The organism is Mucilaginibacter arboris (assembly GCF_009754915.1).
In the GTDB taxonomy this organism is placed as follows: domain Bacteria; phylum Bacteroidota; class Bacteroidia; order Sphingobacteriales; family Sphingobacteriaceae; genus Mucilaginibacter_A; species Mucilaginibacter_A arboris.
This window is the reverse complement of record NZ_WPIK01000013.1, coordinates 86,241-110,308: the sequence shown is the minus strand read 5'-3', so window position 1 is coordinate 110,308 and position 24,068 is coordinate 86,241. Positions and strand designations below refer to the sequence as shown.

The 24,068-nt window shown below is 39.3% G+C and carries 15 protein-coding genes; 13 read left to right on the top strand and 2 right to left on the bottom strand.

Going from position 1 to position 24,068, the window contains the following annotated elements; translation table 11 throughout:
• The first annotated feature begins 246 nt into the window (after positions 1-246).
• Complete coding sequence (locus GO621_RS14595) at positions 247-2,439, top strand: bifunctional alpha,alpha-trehalose-phosphate synthase (UDP-forming)/trehalose-phosphatase (protein WP_157568324.1); 2,193 nt, start codon at positions 247-249, stop codon at positions 2,437-2,439.
• Positions 2,440-2,512: 73 nt separating this feature from the next.
• Here the strand turns inward: GO621_RS14595 and GO621_RS14590 are convergent, their stop codons facing one another.
• Together GO621_RS14590 and GO621_RS14585 are read right to left on the bottom strand one after the other, a co-directional pair.
• Positions 2,513-3,307, bottom strand: coding sequence for an FkbM family methyltransferase (locus tag GO621_RS14590; RefSeq protein WP_157568322.1), 795 nt, complete (start codon positions 3,305-3,307; stop codon positions 2,513-2,515).
• A gap of 222 nt (positions 3,308-3,529) precedes the next feature.
• On the bottom strand, positions 3,530-3,865 hold the full coding sequence (locus GO621_RS14585; RefSeq protein ID WP_157568320.1) for a cupin domain-containing protein: 336 nt from the start codon (positions 3,863-3,865) through the stop codon (positions 3,530-3,532).
• A 253-nt stretch (positions 3,866-4,118) separates the two neighbouring features.
• On the opposite strand from GO621_RS14585, the gene GO621_RS14580 reads away from it, so the two are divergent.
• The 12 genes from GO621_RS14580 (at position 4,119) to GO621_RS14525 (ending at position 23,985) form a co-directional block, all read left to right on the top strand.
• Entirely contained in the window at positions 4,119-5,159 is a 1,041-nt protein-coding gene (locus GO621_RS14580; protein WP_157568319.1) for a glycoside hydrolase family protein, read from the top strand.
• 24 nt (positions 5,160-5,183) lie between these two features.
• Positions 5,184-6,161 (top strand): glycosyl hydrolase, encoded by a 978-nt coding sequence (locus GO621_RS14575; RefSeq protein WP_157568317.1) that lies wholly within the window; start codon positions 5,184-5,186, stop codon positions 6,159-6,161.
• Positions 6,162-6,471: 310 nt separating this feature from the next.
• Positions 6,472-9,669, top strand: a complete 3,198-nt coding sequence (locus tag GO621_RS14570) for a SusC/RagA family TonB-linked outer membrane protein (RefSeq protein ID WP_157568315.1) — start codon at positions 6,472-6,474, stop codon at positions 9,667-9,669.
• 19 nt (positions 9,670-9,688) lie between these two features.
• Positions 9,689-11,329, top strand: a complete 1,641-nt coding sequence (locus GO621_RS14565) for a RagB/SusD family nutrient uptake outer membrane protein (protein ID WP_157568314.1) — start codon at positions 9,689-9,691, stop codon at positions 11,327-11,329.
• Between the two features lie 17 nt (positions 11,330-11,346).
• On the top strand, positions 11,347-12,615 hold the full coding sequence (locus GO621_RS14560) for a hypothetical protein (protein ID WP_157568312.1): 1,269 nt from the start codon (positions 11,347-11,349) through the stop codon (positions 12,613-12,615).
• Between the two features lie 207 nt (positions 12,616-12,822).
• The gene (locus tag GO621_RS14555) at positions 12,823-15,069 is read left to right on the top strand and encodes a glycoside hydrolase family 3 N-terminal domain-containing protein (protein ID WP_157568311.1); all 2,247 of its coding nucleotides are present in this window, start codon (positions 12,823-12,825) and stop codon (positions 15,067-15,069) included.
• A 92-nt stretch (positions 15,070-15,161) separates the two neighbouring features.
• Positions 15,162-17,108 (top strand): sialate O-acetylesterase, encoded by a 1,947-nt coding sequence (locus tag GO621_RS14550; RefSeq protein WP_157568309.1) that lies wholly within the window; start codon positions 15,162-15,164, stop codon positions 17,106-17,108.
• A 19-nt stretch (positions 17,109-17,127) separates the two neighbouring features.
• On the top strand, positions 17,128-18,363 hold the full coding sequence (locus tag GO621_RS14545) for a glycoside hydrolase family 27 protein (RefSeq protein ID WP_157568307.1): 1,236 nt from the start codon (positions 17,128-17,130) through the stop codon (positions 18,361-18,363).
• A 16-nt stretch (positions 18,364-18,379) separates the two neighbouring features.
• Entirely contained in the window at positions 18,380-19,459 is a 1,080-nt protein-coding gene (locus GO621_RS14540) for an SGNH/GDSL hydrolase family protein (protein WP_157568306.1), read from the top strand.
• A 159-nt stretch (positions 19,460-19,618) separates the two neighbouring features.
• A complete protein-coding gene (locus GO621_RS14535; protein ID WP_157568304.1) occupies positions 19,619-20,905 on the top strand; it encodes a glycoside hydrolase 5 family protein in 1,287 nt (428 codons plus the stop codon).
• Between the two features lie 15 nt (positions 20,906-20,920).
• Entirely contained in the window at positions 20,921-22,777 is a 1,857-nt protein-coding gene (locus GO621_RS14530) for a sodium:solute symporter family protein (RefSeq protein ID WP_157568302.1), read from the top strand.
• 26 nt (positions 22,778-22,803) lie between these two features.
• A complete protein-coding gene (locus GO621_RS14525) occupies positions 22,804-23,985 on the top strand; it encodes a glycoside hydrolase family 130 protein (protein WP_157568299.1) in 1,182 nt (393 codons plus the stop codon).
• The last annotated feature ends 83 nt before the right edge of the window (positions 23,986-24,068 follow it).

Sequence of the window (24,068 nt, the reverse complement as noted above, 5' to 3'; positions counted from 1 at the left end):
TGCGCTGTTGCCGCAACTGGCAAAGTGTACATGAAGTATTTTCAAAGTAAATATTTGAACCGAAGGATATACCAATTTTTTGCCGGTAAAAACAGTATTCCTGATTTCAGTTTAAAATCATGTCATCAAAATTTATGCGATAAAAGAAGTATTTAGCCCTAATGCTTCTTTTATCGCACAAAAATCATCATTTTAAAAACTTATTACTTTTTAAAATACTTTACCTAAAGGAATAAAACAGAGGATATGACGGGTAAAACGATAATTGTTTCTAACAGGCTGCCGGTAAAAATACAGGAAAAAGATGGCGGGTATAATTCATCACCGAGCGAAGGAGGGCTGGCAACCGGACTGGGTTCTATTTATCAGGAAGGCGAAAATGTATGGATCGGATGGCCGGGAACAGAAATAGCGCCGGATAAAGAAGAAGAAATTACAGCACAATTGGCAAGTTTAAGTTTACTGCCGGTTTTTTTAAGCCAGGAGGAGATCAGCGAATATTACGAAGGCTTTTCTAATGAAGTACTTTGGCCAATATTTCATTATTATGCCTCCACCTACAGCACTTACCGCCAGTCTAACTGGCAGTTTTATCAGCAGGTAAATCAAAAATTTGCAGATGCTGTTTTGAACGTAGCAAAGCCAGGCGATACCATTTGGGTACATGATTACCAGTTGCTGCTGGTGCCTGCATTAATCCGTAAGCAGCTTCCGGATGTTTCGATCGGTTTTTTTCTGCACATACCGTTTCCTTCTTTCGAGCTTTTTCACCTGATCCCGTGGCGCAACGAACTTTTGGAAGGTTTGCTGGGCGCGGATTTGATCGGTTTTCATACGTTTGATGATGTGCAGCATTTTACACATGCTTGTGCGCGTTTGCTGCATGTCAATTTATCTTCTAACGTAATTTCGCTGCCAGACCGTTTAATTGTGGCAGAAGCTTTCCCGATGGGAATTGATGAGCAGAAATATGCCTCGCTTGCTAAAAGTGAAACTGTAAAGCAGGAAATTGAAAACTTGAATGCAACTTTAAACGGTGTTCGTGCTATTTTGTCTGTTGACCGTTTAGATTATAGTAAAGGCATTTTGCAACGCTTGCAGGCTTTTGAAGAACTGTTGAAAAACAATCCGGAGTACCTGGAAAAAGTAGTTTTATACATGATCGTTGTTCCTTCGCGCGATACAGTTCCTCAATATAAACATCTTCGAGATGAAATTGATAAGCGTGTAGGCAATATCAATTCCCTTTTCCGGACTTTAAACTGGAGTCCGGTGCAGTATTTTTACCGCTCTTTTCCTATCGAAACCCTCTCGGCTTTATATGCTACTGCTGATGTTGCCTTGGTTACACCTATGCGCGATGGAATGAACTTAGTGAGTAAAGAATACGTTGCCAGCCGCATCAATAATGATGGTGTTTTAATTTTAAGTGAAATGGCAGGTTCGTCACGGGAATTGATTGATGCCATTATCGTCAACCCAAATGATATGGGCATGATGGCAGCAGCCATTAAACAAGCGCTGGAAATGCCAGCCGAAGAACAGGAAAGCCGGATGGTTAAACTTCGGAAAAACGTTTCTAAGTTTAACGTAAAACACTGGGTCAAAATTTTTATGGACCGTTTAAGTGAAGTAAAAGAGCAGCAGCAATCTCTGCACACGCGTTATGTAAGCAGTGTTACTAAAAAAGCTATTTATAAAATCTATGCGAAAACGCATCAGCGTATTTTCTTTTTAGATTATGATGGAACTTTAGTTGGCTTTAATGCGGATATTAATAAAGCTTCTCCGGATAAGGAGTTGTACCAGGTTTTGCAGGATTTAAGTTCAGATCCGGCAAATAAAATAGTTATTATTAGTGGCCGGGATTACCATACACTGGATAAATGGTTTGGCCATCTGCCCATTGCACTTGTTGCAGAACATGGCGCCTGGCAAAAACTGGATGGCGAATGGAAGAGCCTTCCTACCCTAAATGATCAATGGAAAAAAACAATCCAACCGGTACTTGAAACTTTTGCAGACCGTACACCTGGTTCTTTTATCGAAGAAAAAACGTATTCGCTGGCCTGGCATTACCGTAATGTAGGCGCTGGTTTGGGCGAATTAAGGGCAGGGGAATTAATTAACAACCTTCGGTATATTACAAGCGATCAGGGCCTGCAAATTTTGCCTGGCAACAAAGTAATTGAAGTTAAAAACATAGAAATTAACAAAGGGAAGACAGTTATGGGCTTATTGCACGACCAGCATTATGATTTTGCCATGGCTATCGGCGATGACCATACGGATGAAGATACTTTTAAAGCAATGCCAGAAAACTCTGTCACCATTAAAGTAGGCAACAACAGCTCTGAAGCTAAATATTTTGTTAATGATTTTAAAGAAGTACGTGCCTTGTTAAAAGGGATTACAAAACCCGTTCCGGTAGAAGAATAAATAAAGGTTGCTAAAAGAAGCATGTTAAAGTATCATGCTTCTTTTAGCCATGTTTTTTAGGTGAGGATGATTATCAGTTTTTGTACCAGCATTTAGGAAGCGCAAGGTGTGGCTTGTTTTCATTGTCAAAATCAAGTTTATGCGGAAAAGTATGTGCAAATTCTTTATGATCTATCCTGTCATTTCTTAAAAATGTAAATTCTGCCATTCTTGGTATTTCAAGGCCATATTTAGTTTCACTTCCGCAACAATTGTTTGGATGAATATGAACACAGGTGTGGGTTTCGAGAAGTTTATTAAATACAACCTCAGCCATATTAAAAAAAGAAGGGTTCCAGAAATCCTGTAAATTATGAAATTCGAAAATCATAATTCTAAACCTATTTATTAAAGCCGGAGATGCGTTAATGATTGAAGGATATTCTGCACCTTCAATATCCATCTGCAACAATAAATCACTTTCCCCTAAATCGTATGAGTTCACCCATGAATCTAAAGTAATAAAATCAGCATTATCTGTACAGCCAATATACTTTTTTAAAAAATGATAACTGGAAGGGTCTAAATCCAGGTTTGGTTTTTCTACAGATTTATCTGCCAAAAACAGCTCCATCCCCAAATCAAAACAAGCTTTTTCAAACTCGCTCATCACATCCACTCCCGGAGAAAAACAAGCTTTTATGTTTTTTAAATCATCAGGTACCAAATACCCACCGTCGCGGTTTGGCCCTACTCTTATTAATTCTTTATCTGTGTTAACCGGAAATAGTTTTTCAATAAGCGTTTTTACACGTTCTAATGGTGTTCGTTGAATGATAATATTGCCTTTGTCTTCAATAAATATCTCTTTGAGTTTATCTTTCATCATACAAATTTCAACTGCTTTTATAACGTTTTTGAATTCATAAAGGTTAGAGGTTTACAAAAAGCTTATTAGCAATAGTATTAAACAATAATTTTAACTAATAAATTATTGATAAATATAAGTGGTACAATTCGATTTTGAAACTTAGAACTGTTAAATTTATATCTGCGGAACTTATAATGCTTCTTTTATGCCTGTAAATTTTTTTGGGTGCTACTTAAACCATTACAAATTTTTATAATCTTCCCTAACCGGACTAAAAATATCGATCAGTTTACAATCTGTAACAGCAATTCCGCCATGAACAACATTGGGCGGAATAACAGCAAACAGATCCGGCCCTAAAACTTTTGCAACACCATTTACCGTTAGTTCAAACTTTCCTTCCAGCACAAAAGATAATTGTTCGTGTACGTGCTGGTGCAACGGAACAATGTTGCCTGCTTTAACTTCAATAAAATTTAAAGTATTGTTTTCGGTGTGGATAAACTTAGAAAAAAAACCCGGCGCAATTTCTTTTGGGTCGATGTCGGAAAAGCTACGAAAAATAGCTTCATTCATAATTGTGGTTTTAAGTAGCCAATATCCAGTTTTGTTGGTTTAAAAACAGTATGAAATTTAAATGAATGAAAAGGCCTTGGCGCAACAAAGCCAGGAAAATTAAACAGCATGGCACAAACAGGTTTTTATGCTGATGCTTCTTTTACCGGTAAATTTATTGTCTGTATAATGTTATCAATTGAAATAATTGTATTACAGAGGAGAAATCAAGCTGGTTAAGTTTGCAGTGTAATCCTATCTAACTCTAATTTTTATGAGATTTGTAATAAAGTTTCTTTCGCGAGAGAAAGTTATAGCTTTTATGTCTGTTGCATTTTCTTTTTTGCTGATCTGCTGTTCTAAAAAAGCAGCCGTTGATGGTTCTACCCAAACAACCACTACCACCACCACGACAACAACAACCACTACTCCGGCAGTTGTAACCCTTGCCGGTAATGGTGTTAATTTACAGCCATCCTATTACAGTAATGGTAATGTTGATTTAGGTTTTCCGCTGATGAAACAGCAAACCAAAATTAAAACCGTACGGATAGAAATTGAACCAACACAAGTTACCAACGCAATTAGGTGGATAAAAGAAGCATCAGATAACGGTTATACCATTATCTGCACGTATCATAAAGCTGCTGTTTTAGGTTCTGATAACCTTTCTGATTTACTGGATGGTGCCAACTGGTGGAAAACTAATTATGCAGCTTTAAGTGCTTCCGGAAAATTCTACATTAATTTAATGAACGAGTGGGGAAGCCATAACCTGAGTGCTGCAAATTATGCCGGCTATTATAATCAGGCAATTACTATTGTCCGCACGGTTTATTCGGGTACAATTATTATTGATGCGCCGGGTTACGGCCAGGAAACTTATGTAGCTGCTAACGCTGTGTTGGGTACAGGAACAGGCGGCGTTAAAATAACCGATACAAATATTGCTTTATCTACCCATATTTATCCTGGTAATTATGTTGGCCAGCATACAAACAGTTCCGGAACTGCTATTGGTTCCGGTGGTAATATGGTTACTGCGGATTTGGATTATATGGCAACTTCCGGCAGGACCTGCATTGTAGGTGAATTTGGAAACGGAACAAACGGAACAGCCGACTGGTCTGGCTTAGTAGATTATGCAAAATCTAAATCCTGGACAATAATGGGATGGAGCTGGGCTGGCGATGGCGGAGACGGTGTTCATCCTGCCATGAACATGATTTCGCCTAATTTTCAGGCTTATACTGCTGGTGTTAATTATCCTTACACACTTTCTTCTTATTTCTCTACTGTTTACAATAAATTATAGGGTAAAAGAAGCATTACCTTTTTTATGAAAAATTTTCTTCTTGTTATTGCATTGCTGATTGCTTTTAAGGCCAGTGCACAGCGTTTTGAACCTGTAAATCGAAATGCATCCGCGGAGGCAAAAAAGCTGTTAAGTTATTTATATGATATCAATGGAAAAAGCATTCTTTCAGGCCAGCATAATTATAACCAAAGTATGAATGTTTTTTCGGATAGTGTAAAAGCTATTACCGGAAAATATCCGGCCCTATGGGGCACAGATTTTATATGGAACGGAACAAAAGATAATGGGCAGGCTATTGTAGATGAAGCCATTCGTAAAAATAAAGAAGGTTACCTGATTACCTTGATGTGGCACGAAGGCAGGCCAACTGATAATCCTCCTTACGGCTGGAAAGAAAGTATTCAGGGAAAACTAACAGTTGCTGAATGGAAAGAGCTAACCACACCAAATACAGAATTAAATAAAAGATGGTTGGCTCAGGTAGATAAAATAGCTTTTTACTTAAAGCAATTGCAGGATGCACATGTGCCGGTTTTATGGCGGCCCTACCATGAAATGAACGGTGTTTGGTTTTGGTGGGGAAACAGGCCAGGCAATGATGGTGTAACCAAACTCTGGAAAATGATGTATAACAGGTTCACCAACTATCATCATTTAAATAATCTTTTATGGGTTTGGGGAGCCAATGGTCCCCGCGATATTCCTAAAGATGAAGCTTATGCTTATAAGGATTTTTATCCGGGGGCAGATTACGTAGACATCTTGGGGGCAGATATTTATCATTTTGATTACGAACAGAAAGATTATAACGAACTGCTTGCCCTGGCGAAAGGAAAAATTGTGGCACTAACAGAAGTAGGCGAACTGCCAAAACCAGAAATTCTGGAAGCACAGCCCAAATGGGCCTGGTTTATGGTTTGGACAAGCTGGCTCTGGACAGATAATACGAAAGACAGGGTAAAAGAAGTTTATCTGAGGCCACAAACTATCAGTCATTAACTAAGTAGATATTCTTTTCGTGGCAATCGATTGCGTGTTAAAATAACACTTAAAGAATTAATGTTTTTTTAATGAAATACTAATCCTGATTTTTTGAATTTACATTAATAAAAAGTACAATTTGTTAACATAATTACATCAGAAACTATAAATCAATGAATAAAATTTAAAAATATAACTATCTGAAAATTATGAAGATAATATAAATTAATACTGTAAAATGTTAAAATAACATTATATCCCTTCTCTTACATAATTCTATTTTTGAGCAGTAAGTCCAACCAATTATTTATTAACAAACAAATTAATTATGCGTAAAATTCTACGAGCAGTCATGCTTTTTGCAATTATGGTGCACAGTACCACCAGTCTTTTTGCTCAAAGCAGAACAGTAACCGGTACTGTTTACGATGACAAAGGAGTAAGCCTTCCTGGTGCTTCTGTAACTGTAAAAGGCACAAAAACAAGTACCGGTACAGATGTAAACGGAAGATACTCCATTTCTGTACCTGCTGGTTCTACTACACTGGTAATCTCCTTTATTGGGATGCAAACCCAGGAAATTGTTATTGGCACCAGGGCAACCGTTAATGTTACCTTAAAAACAACTGCCACCTCATTACAAGAGGTAAATGTAGTAAGTATCGGTTACGGTACGCAGCGCAGGCAGGATATTAACGGTGCAATTTCATCCGTAACTGCAGCTCAAATTGCTGACATCCCGCAACCAAGTGTTGATCAAATGTTACAAGGTAAAGCTGCGGGTGTAACCGTTACCAATAACTCTGGTGCTCCGGGTAGTAATGCATCTGTTCACATTCGTGGTATTACAGCTTTTGGCAGTAGTGAACCATTATATGTAATTGATGGTGTAGAAAGGGGCGGAAGTGCTCCAACTGCGCAATTAGGCAGGCCGGGTGGTGGCCAGGATGAAACAGGTGTAAGTGCGCTTGCAACACTTAACCCTGATGATATTGAATCGATTGATATTTTGAAAGATGCATCAGCTACTTCTATTTACGGTAGCCGCGGTGCAAACGGTGTTGTAATCATTACTACAAAACATGGAAGAGCAGGCGCACCAACCGTTACTTATGATGGGTTTGTTGGTTTGCAGCAACAGGGGCATTTTTTAAAGATGATGAACTTGCAGCAGTATGCGGCATTAGAAAACGGTATTGCAGCAGCTTTAAATAACCCGAATGCTCAACGTGCAGAATTTGCAGATCCGAGTGCTTTAGGGCCTGGAACAAACTGGCAAAAAGCCCTTTTTCGTAGTGCGTTAGAGCAAAGTCACAATATTGCTGTTTCTGGTGCTAACAATGGTACTGATTATTATATTTCAGGTGGATATTTTAATCAGAAAGGTACAATTATTGGTAGCGACTATAATCGTTACAGTTTTAATGCTAATGTTAATTCGCAGGCTAAAAGCTGGTTAAAAATCGGGTTAAGCCTGAAAGGAAGCCGGAGCGATCAGAATGCTGTAATTAGCAACAATACAGGTGTTGTTTATAATGCTTTATTAGCCGCTCCAGATCAAGCTGTGTATAATGCTGATGGTTCATATGCAGGTCCGCAGGAAGATATAAACGGAAACCGCTTAGGTGGAACAAACCCAATACAACAAGCTTTAAACGGTACAAATAATACAGTAAGAAATAATGTTAATGGTAATATTTATGGCGAAACCAAATTTTTTAAAGATCTTACGTTAAGGTCTGAATTAGGTGGTGATTTTAACTTTAATGATGCTCATGTTTTCTCTCCGTCATACTCATATGGTGCGACTGGTAGTATTAACCCTATTAAAAACACTTTAGCTACAGCAAACAGGCTTGTTAGTAATACTACATACTGGACTTGGAAAGAAACCTTAAATTATAACCATATATGGGGAAAGCATAGTTTAAATTTATTAGCAGGACACGAAGTTTGGGAATCAAATTATGATAACTTACCTCTTTCAGGGTCAGGTTTTACTGCGGGTAATACGGTACAAACACTTAACGTAGCTAACACTGTTGGAGCAACTATTGGTGAGCAAAAAGGTACTACCACTATGGAGTCCTACCTGGCACGTTTAATTTATACTTTTAACAATAAATACAGTATTACTGCAAATATCCGAAGTGATAGAAGTTCAAACTTTGCACAAGGTCATCAAATTGGTTATTTCCCAGGTGTGGCTATATCTTGGCGCTTGTCTGAAGAACCTTTTTTAGCTAGCATAAAAAGCGTTGCTGACAATATTAAAATTAGGGCAGGTTATGGTGCTGTAGGTAATTCAAACGTTAATCAAGGTGCATATCTTGCATCCCTAAGGTCAACGGCAACTGCTTTTGGTACAGGTTTCTTAATCAACAACGTATCTAACCCTAACCTTACCTGGCAACATCAGTTACAAAAGGACGCAGGTCTTGATTTTACATTATTTAACCGTGTTGATGGTTCATTTGATTATTATCAAAAAACATCAAGTAAATTTTTGTTTCTTCAACCATTGCCTTACTTCCTTTTAGGCGGTCCTAACGAATACGGTGATAATCCTGCAGGTATTAACCCTCCGTATGTTAACGCAGGCCAAATTGTTAATAATGGTTTCGATATTGGCATTACCAGCAGAAACATTGAAGGCAAGAACTTCAAATGGAGTACTAACGTAACTTTTAGCCATTACAATAATAAAGTAACATCCTTAAACGGTGCACCACCAATTGTTGGTCAATTCAATAGTTCTTATATATCTTTTAGCCCAACCAAAACTATAGTGGGATATCCGGTAGGTGAATTTGTGGGCTACAAAGTACAAGGCGTTGTAAAAACGACCGATCAGTTAAAGTACTTGGCTTCGCACCCACAAAACGTAAATGGTACTGCGCAGCAAGTTACCAATGACCCTGCTATTGCCGGTTCTATCTGGCTGGGAGATTTGCAATACCAGGATGTTAACCATGATGGCAAGGTAGATGCTAATGACCAAACGATGCTTGGTAGCCCTAACCCAAATTTTACTTACGGTGTAACCAATACTTTCACCTATAAAGATTTTGATTTATCAATTTTCATTTATGGTTCGCAAGGTGGCAAAATTTTGAACTTATTAGAATATCAAACCGCTGGTTTAGCAAGTTTGTATCAAAACCAGCTTGCATCTTCTGCTAATTATTGGACACCTACCAACTCAGATTCAAATATTCCCCGCCCACGGGCCGGTATAGATAATCCAAATTTGGTAATGTCTGATAGATTTCTGGAAAGTGCATCTTTCCTGCGTTTACAAAACGTGCGTTTAGGTTACAATCTGCCTAACCGTTTTGCTAAAGCTGTAGATTTAAAAGGGTTAAAATTATATGTTAGCGGTCAGAATATATTTGTAATAACACCATATAAAGGCTTAGATCCGGAAGTGGGTTCGTTAAACCAAAACCCTACGTTAACAAATATTGATGCAGGCCGTTATCCAAGCCCGCGTATCATAACCGTTGGTGTTAATGCATCATTCTAATCAAAATCAAAATTTCAAAATGAAACAGTATTTTAAATATATATTAGGAATGGCAGCGGTAATAGGAATAGCTACTATTACAAGTTGCAAAAAAGAATTCTTTAATCGTCCACCTGATGCGGGAATTACCGTTGGCAGTTATTATCAAACAGCACAACAGGTGCAAACCAGTACTAATACTTTATATGGTTCTCCTTGGTTTGGTTGGAACAATAAAGCAGGTTGGTCTATTACGGAACTGGCCAGTGGTAATGGGCGTACTTACTCCTCAGACGTTGTTGCCTTCTTTAACTTCTCTGTTGGTAATACTAATCCTGAAATTTTAGCTGCGTGGGATTCTCCTTTTACGGTTGTTGCACAGTGCAACGGTATATTGAACAATTTACCTACTTCAGTACCTGCTTCTGTGCCTACTGCAACGGTAAATAATGCATTAGGCGAGGCACATTTAATGCGCGCAGCCGCTTATTTTTATTTAGTACGGGTCTTTGGAAACGTTCCTATCATCGAAAATCCTTTGGTTCATACAGGAGATTTCGGTACCGTTCCTTGTAACCCGGTAAGTGATGTTTACAAATTTATAATCAGGGATTTACAATTTGCAGAAACCAATTGTTCGACTAATGTAGCTACTACGGGCCACGGCTCAAGTGGCTCAGCATCAGCATTACTTGCGAAAGTTTATCTATATATGCAAGACTATACCAATGCTAGGAAAGAAGCTGAAAAGGTAATTGCCAGCGGCGAATTTACACTGTTGCCTAATTTTAGCGATCTGTTCCTAACGGCTAATAATAATAACAAGGAATCTATCCTGGCGATGCAGTGGATTTTTAATGGTGGTTACGATTTTGGTAACTCAATCCAGGCTTCCTGGGCATATAGCAGTACAATCACAACAACCGGTGATGGATACGGTGTAATGGGGCCAACGTTTGATCTGCAAAATGCATTTAAAGCAGAAGGTGGTGATACGACACGCCGTCATGCTACCATCATGCTTCCTGGAAGCAAATACACTGAACTAAACCAAGGTGGCGCCGGTCCTTATATATTCCCACTTAATGGTAGCGAAGCAGGTACTCACGCTGCTTGTAAAAAGTATGTAGTAGGATCGCCTCAAGACAATGGCGGAAAAAGTGCAGCACAAGCTTCTGGTAACAATACTTATATAATGCGTTATGCTGATGTATTATTGATTGAAGCAGAGGCTATTATGGGACAACAAGCTGCTGTAGGTCCAAGCAAAGGTATTGATACTGGTTATACAAGCACGGATGCAACTGCATTAAAATATCTTAACATGGTAAGAAACCGGGCTGGTGCGCTTACAATAACCAGTTTTTCTTATAAAGACCTTTTAAGAGAGCGCCGTTTGGAGTTTGCTTTGGAGCAGGATTACTGGTTTGATTTAGGGCGTATAGATGGGTTTAATGCCATGGCTCATCCGGAACCTGCCAGCCACCCTGTTGCAACTAATATTATTAAAAACCAGGAAAGAGGAGATTCAAGCGGAGGTACCGCTGCTGCAGGTTACAGGGATTATACTATTTACAGTGTGAAGATTACGCCTACTTATTTCTGGTTTCCTGTACCAATTAACGAAGTTACAGCAGATCCAAATCTGGTAAAGGCACCAGTTCCGTATGTATTTAAATAAAGTATATTAATAGATATATGAAAAAGATTAGCAAAATAAAATATCATTTAATATTAGCCAGTGCGTTGATATTAGCATTCGCTTCTTGTAAAAAGGATACAAAGAATGGTGTATTGGTTGGAAGCAACGGAACACCGACCATTAGCAGTGTGAGGACAATCAGTAAATCAACAATTGATTCATCAAGAACCTCAACTTATCATTATTATAAAAGTAATGGTACAGATTCTGTTGTTGTTCAGCAAAATCTTAATCCGGTAGTTACTGCGTTTGATTCAACTACTACTACAGGTAAAATAGGGAATTATTATGCTGCTATAGGTACTCACTTAGGAAGCGTAACCAAGATTACGCTTAACGGTATTAATGTGATATTTAACAGAGCACTTGCTTCTGATAATTCGGTTATATTTAGTATTCCGTCTAATACACCATACGTTCAGCCGCAATCTAATACATTAGTTATCACTACGCTGTACGGTTCTGTTACTTATAGTTTTACTACGCTGCCGCCGGCGCCTTCTGTAACGTCAGCATCAGATTATAATTTCACATCAGGTACACAAATAAGCCTTAAAGGAACTGGCTTGAGCTTTGTAACAGCTATCAAATTACAAAATACTACTGATGCTGTTACAATAGTTTCTAAAACAGATACTTCAATGATAGTAAAAATGCCTTCCAGTACTGTTTCAAGGGCAGTTTTGTCGTTTACTTATACTTCTGGTACTAATTCTTTGCATACGGCTTCTACACTTGAGTTTATCAATATAGATAAAGCTTATCAGATATTTGCAAATGGTGCTTTACAAAATGCATGGACTACCAATTCATGGGCAAGCCCTTCTGGCCCTTCGGCAAATGCACCTTCAAAATCTGGATTAGGCTCTTTTGTGGCAACTTATCCTGCTGGTGGTTGGCAAATTGAAGGCTTTGCTAACTACTATCCAAGCTTTACCTATGATATATCTTATAAATATTTAACGTTCTGGGTAAAAGGCGGAGTAGCAGATCATACGCTGGTTCTCGTGGGTGATAAAATGAAAGGTGGCGATAATCAAGTTCAGAATGCCAATGCATATGCGGCTCAACTAATTAAAGCTCCTAAAAATGTTTGGACTTATTATAAGATTCCGCTTACAAATGCGGCAACAGTTTCAACAACAACATCATTAAATTTCTGGGAAACCGGAAAAACTGCTACTACACTGCGTTTTTTCCTACAAGGAATGAGCGGAGATGTAAATGAAACACTTTATTTTGATGAAGTGATGTTTGTTAAATAACAGGATTTTAACAAAATTTATTTAAATAAATCAGAGATTACAATTAGTAATTAAGTTTTAATCATAAAATCAAAAAGGAAAAAGCTATCTGTTAACGATGGCTTTTTCCTTTTTATTCAACTAATGATAAAAATAAAATGATGCTTCTAAGTTGTTTTAAAATTTGAAACAGGTTTTATATGCTTCTTTTATCACCTAAAACATTGTATGAAAAAAATCCTTCTCTTCTCAATCCTTGCCCTTGTTGTACCTAAAATACAGGCTCAAAAAAAACTTACTTCAACAGATATTGACCAAAAAGTAAAAGCCTTAGTTTCGCAAATGACGCTCGAAGAAAAAGTTGGGCAAATGACGCAGATTTCGATCGAGTTTTTATTGAAAACAGAGAACGGAAGAGTGGTTGAACCACACCAAATTGATATGGATAAACTTGCTACCTGTATCAAAAAATACAAAGTAGGTTCATTATTAAACGTAGGCGGAAATGCACAAACCCGGGAAAACTGGCATGCACTGATTGAAGCGGTACAAAAAATGGCTTTACAGGAACGTCTGAAAATTCCTGTTTTATATGGTATCGATGCCATACGAGGGAATAATTATACTTTAGAAACAGTATTATTTCCACAGGAAATTGCTCAGGCTGCTTCTTTTAACCCGGAAGTTTCCCGTAAAGCTTCTCAAATTTCTGCTTATGAAACACGTGCTTCTTTTATCCCCTGGACTTTTAGTCCGGTGTTAGATTTAGGCCGCCAGCCGATGTGGCCTCGCATTTGGGAAACTTTTGGCGAAGATCCATATCTCGGAACGCAAATGGGCCTCGCCACCATTAATGGTTTCCAGGGAAACGAATTGGTAGAAGATAAATACCACGTTGCCGCCTGTTTAAAACATTATATGGGCTACAGTATGCCTTTAAGCGGCCATGACCGTACGCCGGCATGGATCCCGGAACGGGAAATGCGTGAGTATTTCCTGCCGCAATTTGCTGCCGCTGTAAAAGCAGGTGCAAAAACAGTAATGGTAAACAGTTCAGAAATTAATGGTGTTCCGGTGCACGCCAGTCATCATATATTAACAGATATTTTAAAAGGTGAACTGGGCTTTAAAGGTTTTGCAGTAAGCGACTGGCAGGATATTCAATACCTGTATCTGCGCCATCACGTAGCTAAGGATGATAAAGATGCTATCGCTATCGCTATTAATGCCGGTATTGACATGAGCATGGTTCCTACTGATTATACTTTTACCGAAGATTTATTGCAGGACGTAAAAGAAGGTAAGGTTTCTATGGCACGAATTAACGATGCTGTTAGCCGAATCTTAAAAGTAAAATATGAAGTTGATTTGTTTAACAATCCAATTGGTAATGCCAATGATTACCCTGATGTAAACAGCGCTGCACATAACAAAGTAAATTACGATGCTGCTGCCGAATGCATTACTTTACTTAAAAATACAAATAACTTTCTGCCTATTTCAAGAGGAAAAAAATTATTGGTAAGCGGGCCAACTGCAAATACCATGCGTTCATTAAATGGTGGCTGGAGCCGAAACTGGCAGGGCAATAACAGCGATGAAACCGAAAAAGATAAAAATACAATCTTGGAAGCTATCCAAAATGTTTTTGGAAAAGACAAAGTAGATTATAGCGAAGGTGTAACTTTTGATAAAGCTATCAACATTGATGAAACAGTTGACAAAGCTACCCGTGCTGATGTAATTGTTTTATGTTTAGGAGAAAATAGCTATACCGAAACACCGGGAAATATTGGCGACCTGACTATTTCTGCACCACAAATTGCTTTAGCTACTGCATTGGCTAAAACCGGAAAACCGATTGTTTTGGTATTGGCAGAAGGCCGGCCGCGTATAATTTCTGCCATAGAACCTGGTACAACTGCCGTGCTGCATACCTATTTGTTAGGTAACGAAGGCGGAAATGTAGTAGCTGATGCATTAATTGGAAAAATAAACCCAAGCGGTCGTTTGCCTTACACTTACCCGCGTTCTACCAATAGTTTGATCAACTACTATCGCAAATACACAGAGAACAAAGAAGCCAGCGAAGTTGCAGGTTATGATCCGCAATGGGAATTTGGCTTTGGTTTAAGCTATACTACTTTCAAATACAGTAACCTGAAATTGAGCAGCAACAAGCTTCCTGAAAAAGGAAATATTATGGTAACGGTAGATGTAACCAATACAGGTAAAGTTGCCGGAAAAGAATCTGTATTAATGTATGTAAGCGATCTGGTTGCGTCTATTACACCAGAATTTAAACGTTTGCGCGCGTTTGAAAAGATCGAATTGCAACCAGGTCAAACCAAAACAGTAACGTTTACCATCAACAAAGAAAAACTGTCTTTTATTAATTACGATTTAAAACGCGTTACCGAACCAGGCGAATTCAAATTAGCAATTGCTGATTTAAGTACGAATTTTCAGTATTAATCAGGATAAAACCTGATGATGGATGCTTCTTTTAGCAGTGTTTTTTGATAAGCAAAACCACTTCTGAAAAAAGCTAAAAAACAAAATTTACCATGAAAAAAGGATTATTGTTTTCCTTATTAATAGCTCTTGCTTTAAGTACACGTGCTGACATTCGTTTGCCTGCTTTGGTTAACAGCCATATGGTTTTACAGCGAGAAAAGCCCATCAGGATTTGGGGTTATGCCGATCCTTCGGAAAATATAACCATCAGTTTTAATAAGAGAACGGTTAAAACGCAAACCGATGCAAACGGAAAATGGCAAACAGAATTACCGGCAATGAAAGCCGGCGGGCCGTTTCAAATGATTTTGCATGGTAAAAACAGCATTACGTTGGATGATATTCTGATTGGTGATGTATGGATTTGCTCGGGGCAATCTAACATGGAGTTTGGGTTGAATGATGTAATCAACGCCGAAACAGAAATTAAAAACGCAGACTATCCAAAAATCAGATTGTTTTCGGTAGAAAAAAAAGTGCATTTGCAGCCGTTGGAAGATACGCATGGAAATTGGTCTGCCTGTACACCGCAAACTGCTGCTTATTTTAGTGCTGTTGGTTACTTTTTTGGGAGAGACCTTCAGCAAAAAATAAATGTCCCAATTGGATTGATTAGTGCAAGCTGGGGCGGAACGGTTGCCGAAACTTGGATCAGTCCGGACGGATTGTCCGGAGAAACAACTTTTGGCGAAAAAGCAAAGCAAACTGCTACTTTTGATACAGCTTCTTTCAATCAAGCCCATCGTCCGCTGGCTAAAGCCTGGACGGAAAAATTTGAAAATTCTGACGCAGGTTCTAAAGATGGAAAGTATTTATGGGCAGCAGATAACTTAGATACGAAAGATTTTAAACCAGTAGAAATGCCCAAAATCTGGGGATTTACCGGAATTGATGAATTCTGGCAATTGAACGGAGTTGTTTGGTTTAAAAAAGAAGTGGAATTATCACCAGCGGATTTAGCCGGAAACCTAACGTTAAGTTTAGGTATCATCCAAAACAGCGACCGTGTTTTTGTAAACGGAACAGAAGTAGGTTTTACACCTGATATCTGGAAATTTCGTGCTTATCAAATTCCGGCATCTGCATTTAACGCTGGTAAAAACAGCATTACTGTTCGCATTAGCAATTATGGCGGCGATGCCGGTTTTCGTGCAAAACCTTCCGAGTTTTATCTAAAAACTGCATCCCGCCAGGTTTCTTTGGTTGGTACCTGGCTTTACAAAATCGGTTATAAGTTAACTGGTCCTGGCCGACCGGAAAAAGAATTCGGGCCAAATACTGCGCCTTCCGTTTTATTCAATACCATGATCAACCCGCTCATAAATTTATCGATAAAAGGAGTAATCTGGTATCAGGGAGAATCTAACACAGGCAGAGGTTTTCAATATCGAGATTTGTTCAAACGCTTAATTACCGATTGGCGAACGCAGTTTAAACAAGGAGATTTTCCATTTCTATATGTGCAATTGGCAGGTTTAAATAAGAAATTAAAACAACCGGAATTGCACTCTTCGTGGGCAGAATTGCGGGAAGCGCAGGATATGGCTTTAAGCCTAAAAAATACAGCAATGGTTACCGCAATCGATCTGGGCGACTCAGCAAATATCCATCCCAAAAATAAACAGGAAGTTGGACGGCGTTTGGCTTTAGTTGCGGAAGAAAAAGTTTATGGTTTGCCAATTGTTGGAACTAGCCCGCGCTTTGAGTCTGCGCAAATTCAGGATGCTTCTTTTATCGTGCATTTTTCTGAAGTTGGAACAGGCCTAAAAATTAAAGACCGTTTTACTTTAACCGGATTTCAGATAGCCGGAGCTGATCATGTTTTTCATTGGGCAAAGGCAGAAATCGTTAACAAAAACACGATAAAAGTATCGGCAAAAGAAGTATCTAAACCGGAAGCGGTACGATATGCCTGGGAAGATAATCCCGGAGATGCTAACTTAATAAACAGTGAAAACTTACCTGCTTTTCCATTCCGTACGGATCAATGGAAATAAGGTTCATATCAATCTAAACATGAAGAAAATTAAATTATTGTTTGCTGTATTAGGTTTTGCTGCATCAGCCTATAGTCAGGGAAATAATTACACGCAGGATTATACCAAATACCAGGGCCTGGCATTAACGCCGCCGATGGGCTGGAACAGTTGGAATAAATTTGCCTGCAATGTGGATGAAAACCTGATTAAGCAGGTTGCTGATGCGATGGTTTCTTCAGGGATGAAGGACGCCGGTTATACTTACATCAATATTGATGATTGCTGGCACGGCGACCGAGATCAGCAAGGGTTTATTCATCCTGATCCAAAACGTTTTCCTTCGGGGATGAAAGCTTTGGCAGATTATATTCATTCCAAAGGATTAAAAATGGGAATTTATTCTGATGCCGGTTCGCAAACCTGCGGCGGTAGGCCGGGAAGCCGTGGCTATGAGTTTCAGGACGCACAAACTTACGCTTCCTGGGGAATTGATTATTTGAAATACGACTGGTGCAACACGGAAGGTTTAAGAGGAGAAGGTGCATACAAAACGATAGCAGCAGCTTTAAAAAGAGCAGGCCGGCCAATGGTTTTAAGTATTTGTGAATGGGGAACAGACAAACCTTGGACCTGGGGGTCAAAAGTTGGTGAATTATGGCGAACTACCGGAGACATTTACAACTGTTTTGATTGCATTAAAGACAATGGAAGCTGGCACGCAAACGGCGTGATGAAAATTCTGGACATGCAAAAAGGTTTGCGCCAGTACGCCGGTCCCGGACATTGGAACGATCCGGATATGCTGGAAGTAGGAAACGGAATGGCTACTAATGAAGATCGCGCGCATTTTTCCATGTGGTGCATGATTGCGGCGCCGCTGATTGCCGGAAATGATATTCGGAACATGTCAGCACAAACAGCAGCAATCTTAAAAAATAAAGAAGTAATTGCGGTTGATCAGGATCCGATGGGCGTACAAGGTTACCAATATTCAGTAAAAGACAGTGTAGAAACATGGCTGAAACCATTGCAAGGCGGCGACTGGGCAATCTGTTTTTTAAATCGTGGAACGAAAGCACAGAAAGTTGATTTCGATTGGAAAAGTGAAGTGATTACGGATACACTTTCAAAAGCTGTATTAGATGCACAAAAGCAAGTTTACACGCTTCGTAATTTGTGGACGATGAAAGATGCCGGAACGACAAAATCACCCTTAAAAGGAGAAGTAGCGGCACATGATGTTTTGATGCTTCGTTTACACCATAAAAATTAACATTCAAATTTTGATAATGAAATTAACAAAGTTTTATCTTGCAGCATTAGTATTTCCATTGCTAATGCTGCAATCCGAGGCAAAAAGCAAAGGCAGCGGTAAACTATTTTCTGCAGATAATCCAAATATTCAATATACCGGCCGGATAGATTTTTCTAATCCAAAACTTCCTAAGTTCTGGTCGCCAGGCGTTTATGTTCAGGCAAAGTTTAAAGGCAACAATTGCAAAGTTATTGTGCATGATGAAGTGTTGTACGGCAACAATCATAACTACATTGAAATTGCAGTTGATAACCAGAAACCATATCGCATTCAAACAAAAGGGAAAACCGATACCATAAATGTTTTTAAAGGATTAGATAACGGCGAACACATCATTACCATTTGTAAGGATACAGAAAGCGGCATCGGTTACCTGCAATTTGCCGGAATTATTTGTGATCAGCTGTTACCGCTTTCGGCAAAGCCAAAACATAAAATAGAATACATAGGAGACTCGATTACTTGCGGAACCGGCAGCGATTTATCGGTTGTAGATTGCGGTAAAGGCCAGTGGTACGATCAGCATAATGCTTACATGAGTTATGGCCCAACTTCGGCCAGGTTGTTAAATGCGCAATGGGCTTTAACCGCAGTTTCTGGTATTGGATTGATGCATAGCTGCTGCGATATGAAAATTGTGATGCCGCCGGTTTTTGATAAGGTTAATTTAAGGGAAGATTCAATTAAATGGAACTTTAGTAAATATCAGCCGGACGTGGTAACGATTTGTTTAGGACAGAACGATGGCGTGCAGGATTCTGTGAAGTTTGCTGATAACTACATCCGTTTTATAAAAGCCATTCGCGGCCATTATCCTAAAGCTTCGATTGTTTGTTTAACCAGTCCGATGGCAGATTTTGCCTTAACCAAAGTGCTTAAAAATTACCTGACAGGAATTGTAAAAAGCGTTAATAAAGGCGGAGATAAAAACGTTTCCAGTTATTTCTTTTCCAAGCGGTTTAATCATGGCTGCGGCGATCACCCTAACATGGCAGAACATCAGGTAATGGCGATGGAAGTAGCAAGCTATATTAAAAAGTTAAAAAACTGGTGAAGGTACAACCGGTATCGATGCTGTTTTTATGGCATAAAAGTATCAAAAGCATAAAATTCACTTAGAAAATGTTAAAACACTATTAAATACCTAAAGCAACCTGCTTTAGCTTTGAAAAATATATTGCTCACCTCAAATAAACCTTATCCGTCAAAAAGAATGCTTAAAAACAGTATTGTTATTCTTTGCTTAAATATGCTGATATTTTCTGTTTCTGCACAGCAAAATTTTGTAAAAACTAAAGGAAGTCAGTTTACTATTGCCGGCAAACCTTACTATTACATCGGCACCAATTATTGGTATGGTGGTTTGTTGCAGGCGGTAAAAGGTGAACAGGGCAGGGCAAGGTTAAAACAAGAGCTTGATTTTTTAAAGGCAAAAGGTGTAACTAACCTGCGTGTTCTGGCCGGATCAGAAGGTTTAGGACAAGAAAACGGTGTACAGCGAGTAAATCCTCCTTTACAGCCGCAGCAAGGTGTTTTTAAACCTGAAATATTAGAAAGCCTCGATTATTTGCTGAATGAAATGCACAAGCGCAACATGTACGCAGTACTTTTTTTAAGTAACAACTGGGAGTGGAGCGGCGGCTTTTTACAATACCTGAACTGGAACGGCAAATTGACAGATACGACCATGCGGAAAAAGCTGAACTGGGACGAACAACGTAACGAAACCAGTAAATTTTATACTTGCGAAAGTTGCATGATGGATTACAATAAACAGGTAAAACTGATTGTTTCGCACATAAATAAATACAACAATATTAAATACGCCAATGATCCGACGATCATGGCTTGGGAACTGGCCAACGAACCGCGGCCAATGCGTTCGGATGCTGTTGCTGCTTACAAACAATGGATTTTGAACGCTGCAACTTTTATCAAAGGATTGGACAAAAATCATTTGATTACCATTGGCACAGAAGGTACACAGGGAACTGAAGGTTCTGCGGAGCTTTTTCAGGCTATTCATGCTTTTAAACCGATTGATTATCTAACCATTCACATCTGGCCAAAAAACTGGGGCTGGTTTCGTGACAGCAGCATTGTTGCAAGTTTGCCGCAGGTCATATCCAAATCTGTTGCTTATATCCAACAACATGAAGCAATTGCTAAAGCCATTAATAAACCTTTAGTGCTGGAAGAATTTGGTTTACCAAGAGATGCGCAATCTTTCGATCCAAAATCAACTACAAATTCCAGGGATAAATATTACGAGGCTATTTTTAACGAATGGAAGCGCAGCGCAGCAAACGGAGGTGCAATTGCCGGATGTAACTTCTGGGCATTTGGAGGAACGGCAAGGCCAATTCCGGGGCAAATTTTCTGGAAAGAAGGAGATGATTTTATGGGAGACCCTCCGCAGGAAGAACAAGGCCTGAATGCTGTTTTTACCACAGATAATGCTACCTGGAAGATCATTCAAAATTTTACTAACCAAAAATAAGCCGATCAGAAATAAATGAAATTAAGATTATTGGATGTATCCATCCTGATTGCCTATCTGGTCCTCATGCTGATGATCGGCTGGTATATGCGCAAAAAAGCCAGCGAGAATAAAGAAAGCTACCTGATGGGCGGCAAAAAACTGCCCTGGTACATGCTGGGTTTGAGCGATGCATCGGACATGTTCGACATTAGCGGAACCATGTGGATGGTTGCGCTATGCTTCGTTTATGGGTTAAAAAGTATCTGGATCCCGTGGTTATGGCCGGTATTTAACCAGGTTTTTAATATGATGTTCCTGGCGAAATGGCTCCGGCGTTCCAATGCCGATACTGGTGCAGAATGGCTGGCAACCCGTTTTGGTACGGTTGGTAAAAACGTAAAGGCATCCCACAACGTAACGGTAGCTTTTGCTTTGATCGGTTGCCTGGGGTTCCTGGCTTACGGTTTTATCGGACTTGGAAAGTTTATCGAGATTTTTGTTCCCTGGAATTTGATCGAAGCTTACGTTCCTTTTCATGTCGCACCAGAATATGTAGCGCATTTCTATGGCATCATCTTTACGCTGTTTGCCATGTTTTACTCCATTTTGGGCGGCATGCACAGTATTGTTTTGGGAGATGTAATTAAATACGCTATCATGACGGTTGGTTGTATTGCTATTGCTGTAATTGCAATGGTTCATTTACATGGAAGCGGCGGACAAGCACTTCATGTTCCGGCAGGATGGAGCAACCCGTTCTTTGGCTGGCATTTAAATATAGACTGGTCACATATTGTACCCGATGCCAATAAGAAAATCGCAGATGACGGTTTTGGTTTGTTCGGCATCTTCTTTATGATGATGTTGTTTAAAGGCGTTTTTGCAAGCTGGGCTGGACCGGCCCCAAATTACGACATGCAGAAAATGCTTTCCACACAATCGCCAAAAGATGCTTCTAAAATGACTGGCTTTGTATCGATCATGTTGTTGCCTATTCGCTATTCTATGGTGATTGGTTTAACTGTTTTAGCCTTGTTATATTATAATCAGTTAGACTTGGCAGCACCGGGGGGCGGGACAGATTTTGAAAAAATATTACCCGGAGCGATCAATAACTTTTTACCAGTAGGTATTCTTGGAATTGTATTGACCGGTTTGCTTGGTGCTTTTATGGGCACTTTTTCCGGTACGCTGAATGCGGCACAAGCTTACGTGGTAAATGATATCTATTTAAAATACATTAACCCAAATGCGCCAACTAAAACCATTATCTCCATGAATTATATTGTGGGAATTGTGGTGGTGATATTAGGCGTGGTATTAGGCTTTTTTGCAAAAGATGTAAACAGCGTTTTGCAATGGATTGTAGGCGGATTATATGGCGGATATATCGCAGCCAATGTTTTAAAATGGTATTGGTGGCGCTTTAATGCCAATGGCTTTTTTTGGGGAATGGCAGCAGGTATTGCATCGGCCTTGCTGTTGCCTTACGTAAAAGTTTGGTTTCCTTCCGTATTCTTCAGTCTGGATCTGTACAACTGGCCAATGCTTTTCGTAATTTCCATTATCGGTTGTATTGCCGGAACGTATTCTGCCCCTCCGACGGATACGGAAGTATTAAAGAAATTTTATCGTACCGTTAGGCCTTGGGGTTTTTGGAAACCAATCCATGAATTGGTTGTGGCTGATAATCCTTCCTTTCAAGCTAATAAACGCTTTAAACTGGATATGTTCAACGTAGTTTTAGGCATTATCGCTCAGGCTTGCTTTACTATTCTTCCGATGTATGTGATTTTATGGATGAAACTGCCTTTGCTCATAACCGTGGTGCTGATTGGTATCATCGTTTTAATACTGAAAAAAACCTGGTGGGATAAATTAGAGAATTAAAAAATACAGATAATAATACAATTTAAATGACAACAGACTTTGATGCAAGATTAACTGCCATTAAAAGCAATTACGAGCAATTAATAGATCAAAAAAATAAAGAGGCCGAAGTTGGAAATGGAATTTTCAGTCGATATGTATATCCTGTTTTAACCGCTGCGCACGTTCCGTATTTCTGGAAGTACGACCTGAATCCGGAGACTAATCCTTTCCTGATGGAAAGAATTGGTATTAATGCCGCTTTTAACGCTGGTGCCATTAAGTTTGAAGGTAAATATGTTTTAGCAGTTCGGGTAGAAGGTGCAGACCGTAAATCATTTTTTGCTATCGCAGAAAGCCCTAATGGCATTGATCAGTTCCGTTTCTGGGATTATCCGATAGAAATGCCGCAAGGGGCAAACCCTATTGATACCAATATTTATGATATGCGTTTGGTACAGCATGAAGACGGCTGGATTTACGGTTTATTTTGCACCGAACGCCGCGATCCTGCTGCTAAGCCTGGAGATCAATCTTCGGCTGTTGCACAATGCGGTATTGCCCGTACACATGATCTAAAAACATGGGAACGTTTGCCGGATCTTAAAACACCTTCTCCTCAGCAGCGAAACGTGGTTTTGCACCCAGAATTTGTGGATGGAAAATACGCTTTTTACACTCGTCCGCAAGATAGTTTTATTGAAGCCGGAAGCGGTGGCGGAATTGGTTACGGCATATCAGATTCCATGAACCCGGCAATTGTAGCTGAGGAAATTGTGGTTGATAAAAAAGTGTATCACACGGTTTACGAGGCTAAAAACGGATTAGGCCCTGCACCAATCAAAACAGAAAAAGGCTGGTTGCATTTAGCACACGGTGTGCGTAATACTGCTGCTGGCTTGCGTTATGTTTTGTATATGTTTATGACGGATTTACAAGACCTGACTAAAGTTACCCACAAACCAAACGGTTATTTTATAGCGCCTGAAGGTGAGGAACGTATTGGAGATGTATCAAACGTAGTTTTCAGCAATGGTTGGATTGCTGATGAAGATGGCAAAGTCTTTATTTATTACGCTTCTTCTGATACGCGAATGCATGTGGCAACAAGCACAATTGACCAATTGGTGGATTATGTGATCAACACTCCGGAAGATGGCTTTACCTCTGCTGCAACTGTAAAATCAATTTATAAACAAGTGCAGCAAAACCAAAAATTTATACGATAAAAACAGCATGGGCTTCTTCTAAAAAATTAATTTTCGGAAGAAGCTCTTTTAATTTTTTATTGCGGATGCTTCTTTTATCGCCA

What these genes read in the sequence shown, in the direction of transcription:
- GO621_RS14590 (WP_157568322.1), bottom strand. Translation starts at nt 3,307, where the DNA reads ATGATGAAAGATAAACTCAAAGAGATATTTATTGAAGACAAAGGCAAT.
- GO621_RS14565 (WP_157568314.1), top strand. Translation starts at nt 9,689, where the DNA reads ATGAAACAGTATTTTAAATATATATTAGGAATGGCAGCGGTAATAGGA.
- GO621_RS14525 (WP_157568299.1), top strand. Translation starts at nt 22,804, where the DNA reads ATGACAACAGACTTTGATGCAAGATTAACTGCCATTAAAAGCAATTAC.
- GO621_RS14540 (WP_157568306.1), top strand. Translation starts at nt 18,380, where the DNA reads ATGAAATTAACAAAGTTTTATCTTGCAGCATTAGTATTTCCATTGCTA.
- GO621_RS14595 (WP_157568324.1), top strand. Translation starts at nt 247, where the DNA reads ATGACGGGTAAAACGATAATTGTTTCTAACAGGCTGCCGGTAAAAATA.
- GO621_RS14575 (WP_157568317.1), top strand. Translation starts at nt 5,184, where the DNA reads ATGAAAAATTTTCTTCTTGTTATTGCATTGCTGATTGCTTTTAAGGCC.
- GO621_RS14555 (WP_157568311.1), top strand. Translation starts at nt 12,823, where the DNA reads ATGAAAAAAATCCTTCTCTTCTCAATCCTTGCCCTTGTTGTACCTAAA.
- GO621_RS14545 (WP_157568307.1), top strand. Translation starts at nt 17,128, where the DNA reads ATGAAGAAAATTAAATTATTGTTTGCTGTATTAGGTTTTGCTGCATCA.
- GO621_RS14580 (WP_157568319.1), top strand. Translation starts at nt 4,119, where the DNA reads ATGAGATTTGTAATAAAGTTTCTTTCGCGAGAGAAAGTTATAGCTTTT.
- GO621_RS14535 (WP_157568304.1), top strand. Translation starts at nt 19,619, where the DNA reads ATGCTTAAAAACAGTATTGTTATTCTTTGCTTAAATATGCTGATATTT.
- GO621_RS14570 (WP_157568315.1), top strand. Translation starts at nt 6,472, where the DNA reads ATGCGTAAAATTCTACGAGCAGTCATGCTTTTTGCAATTATGGTGCAC.
- GO621_RS14560 (WP_157568312.1), top strand. Translation starts at nt 11,347, where the DNA reads ATGAAAAAGATTAGCAAAATAAAATATCATTTAATATTAGCCAGTGCG.
- GO621_RS14585 (WP_157568320.1), bottom strand. Translation starts at nt 3,865, where the DNA reads ATGAATGAAGCTATTTTTCGTAGCTTTTCCGACATCGACCCAAAAGAA.
- GO621_RS14550 (WP_157568309.1), top strand. Translation starts at nt 15,162, where the DNA reads ATGAAAAAAGGATTATTGTTTTCCTTATTAATAGCTCTTGCTTTAAGT.
- GO621_RS14530 (WP_157568302.1), top strand. Translation starts at nt 20,921, where the DNA reads ATGAAATTAAGATTATTGGATGTATCCATCCTGATTGCCTATCTGGTC.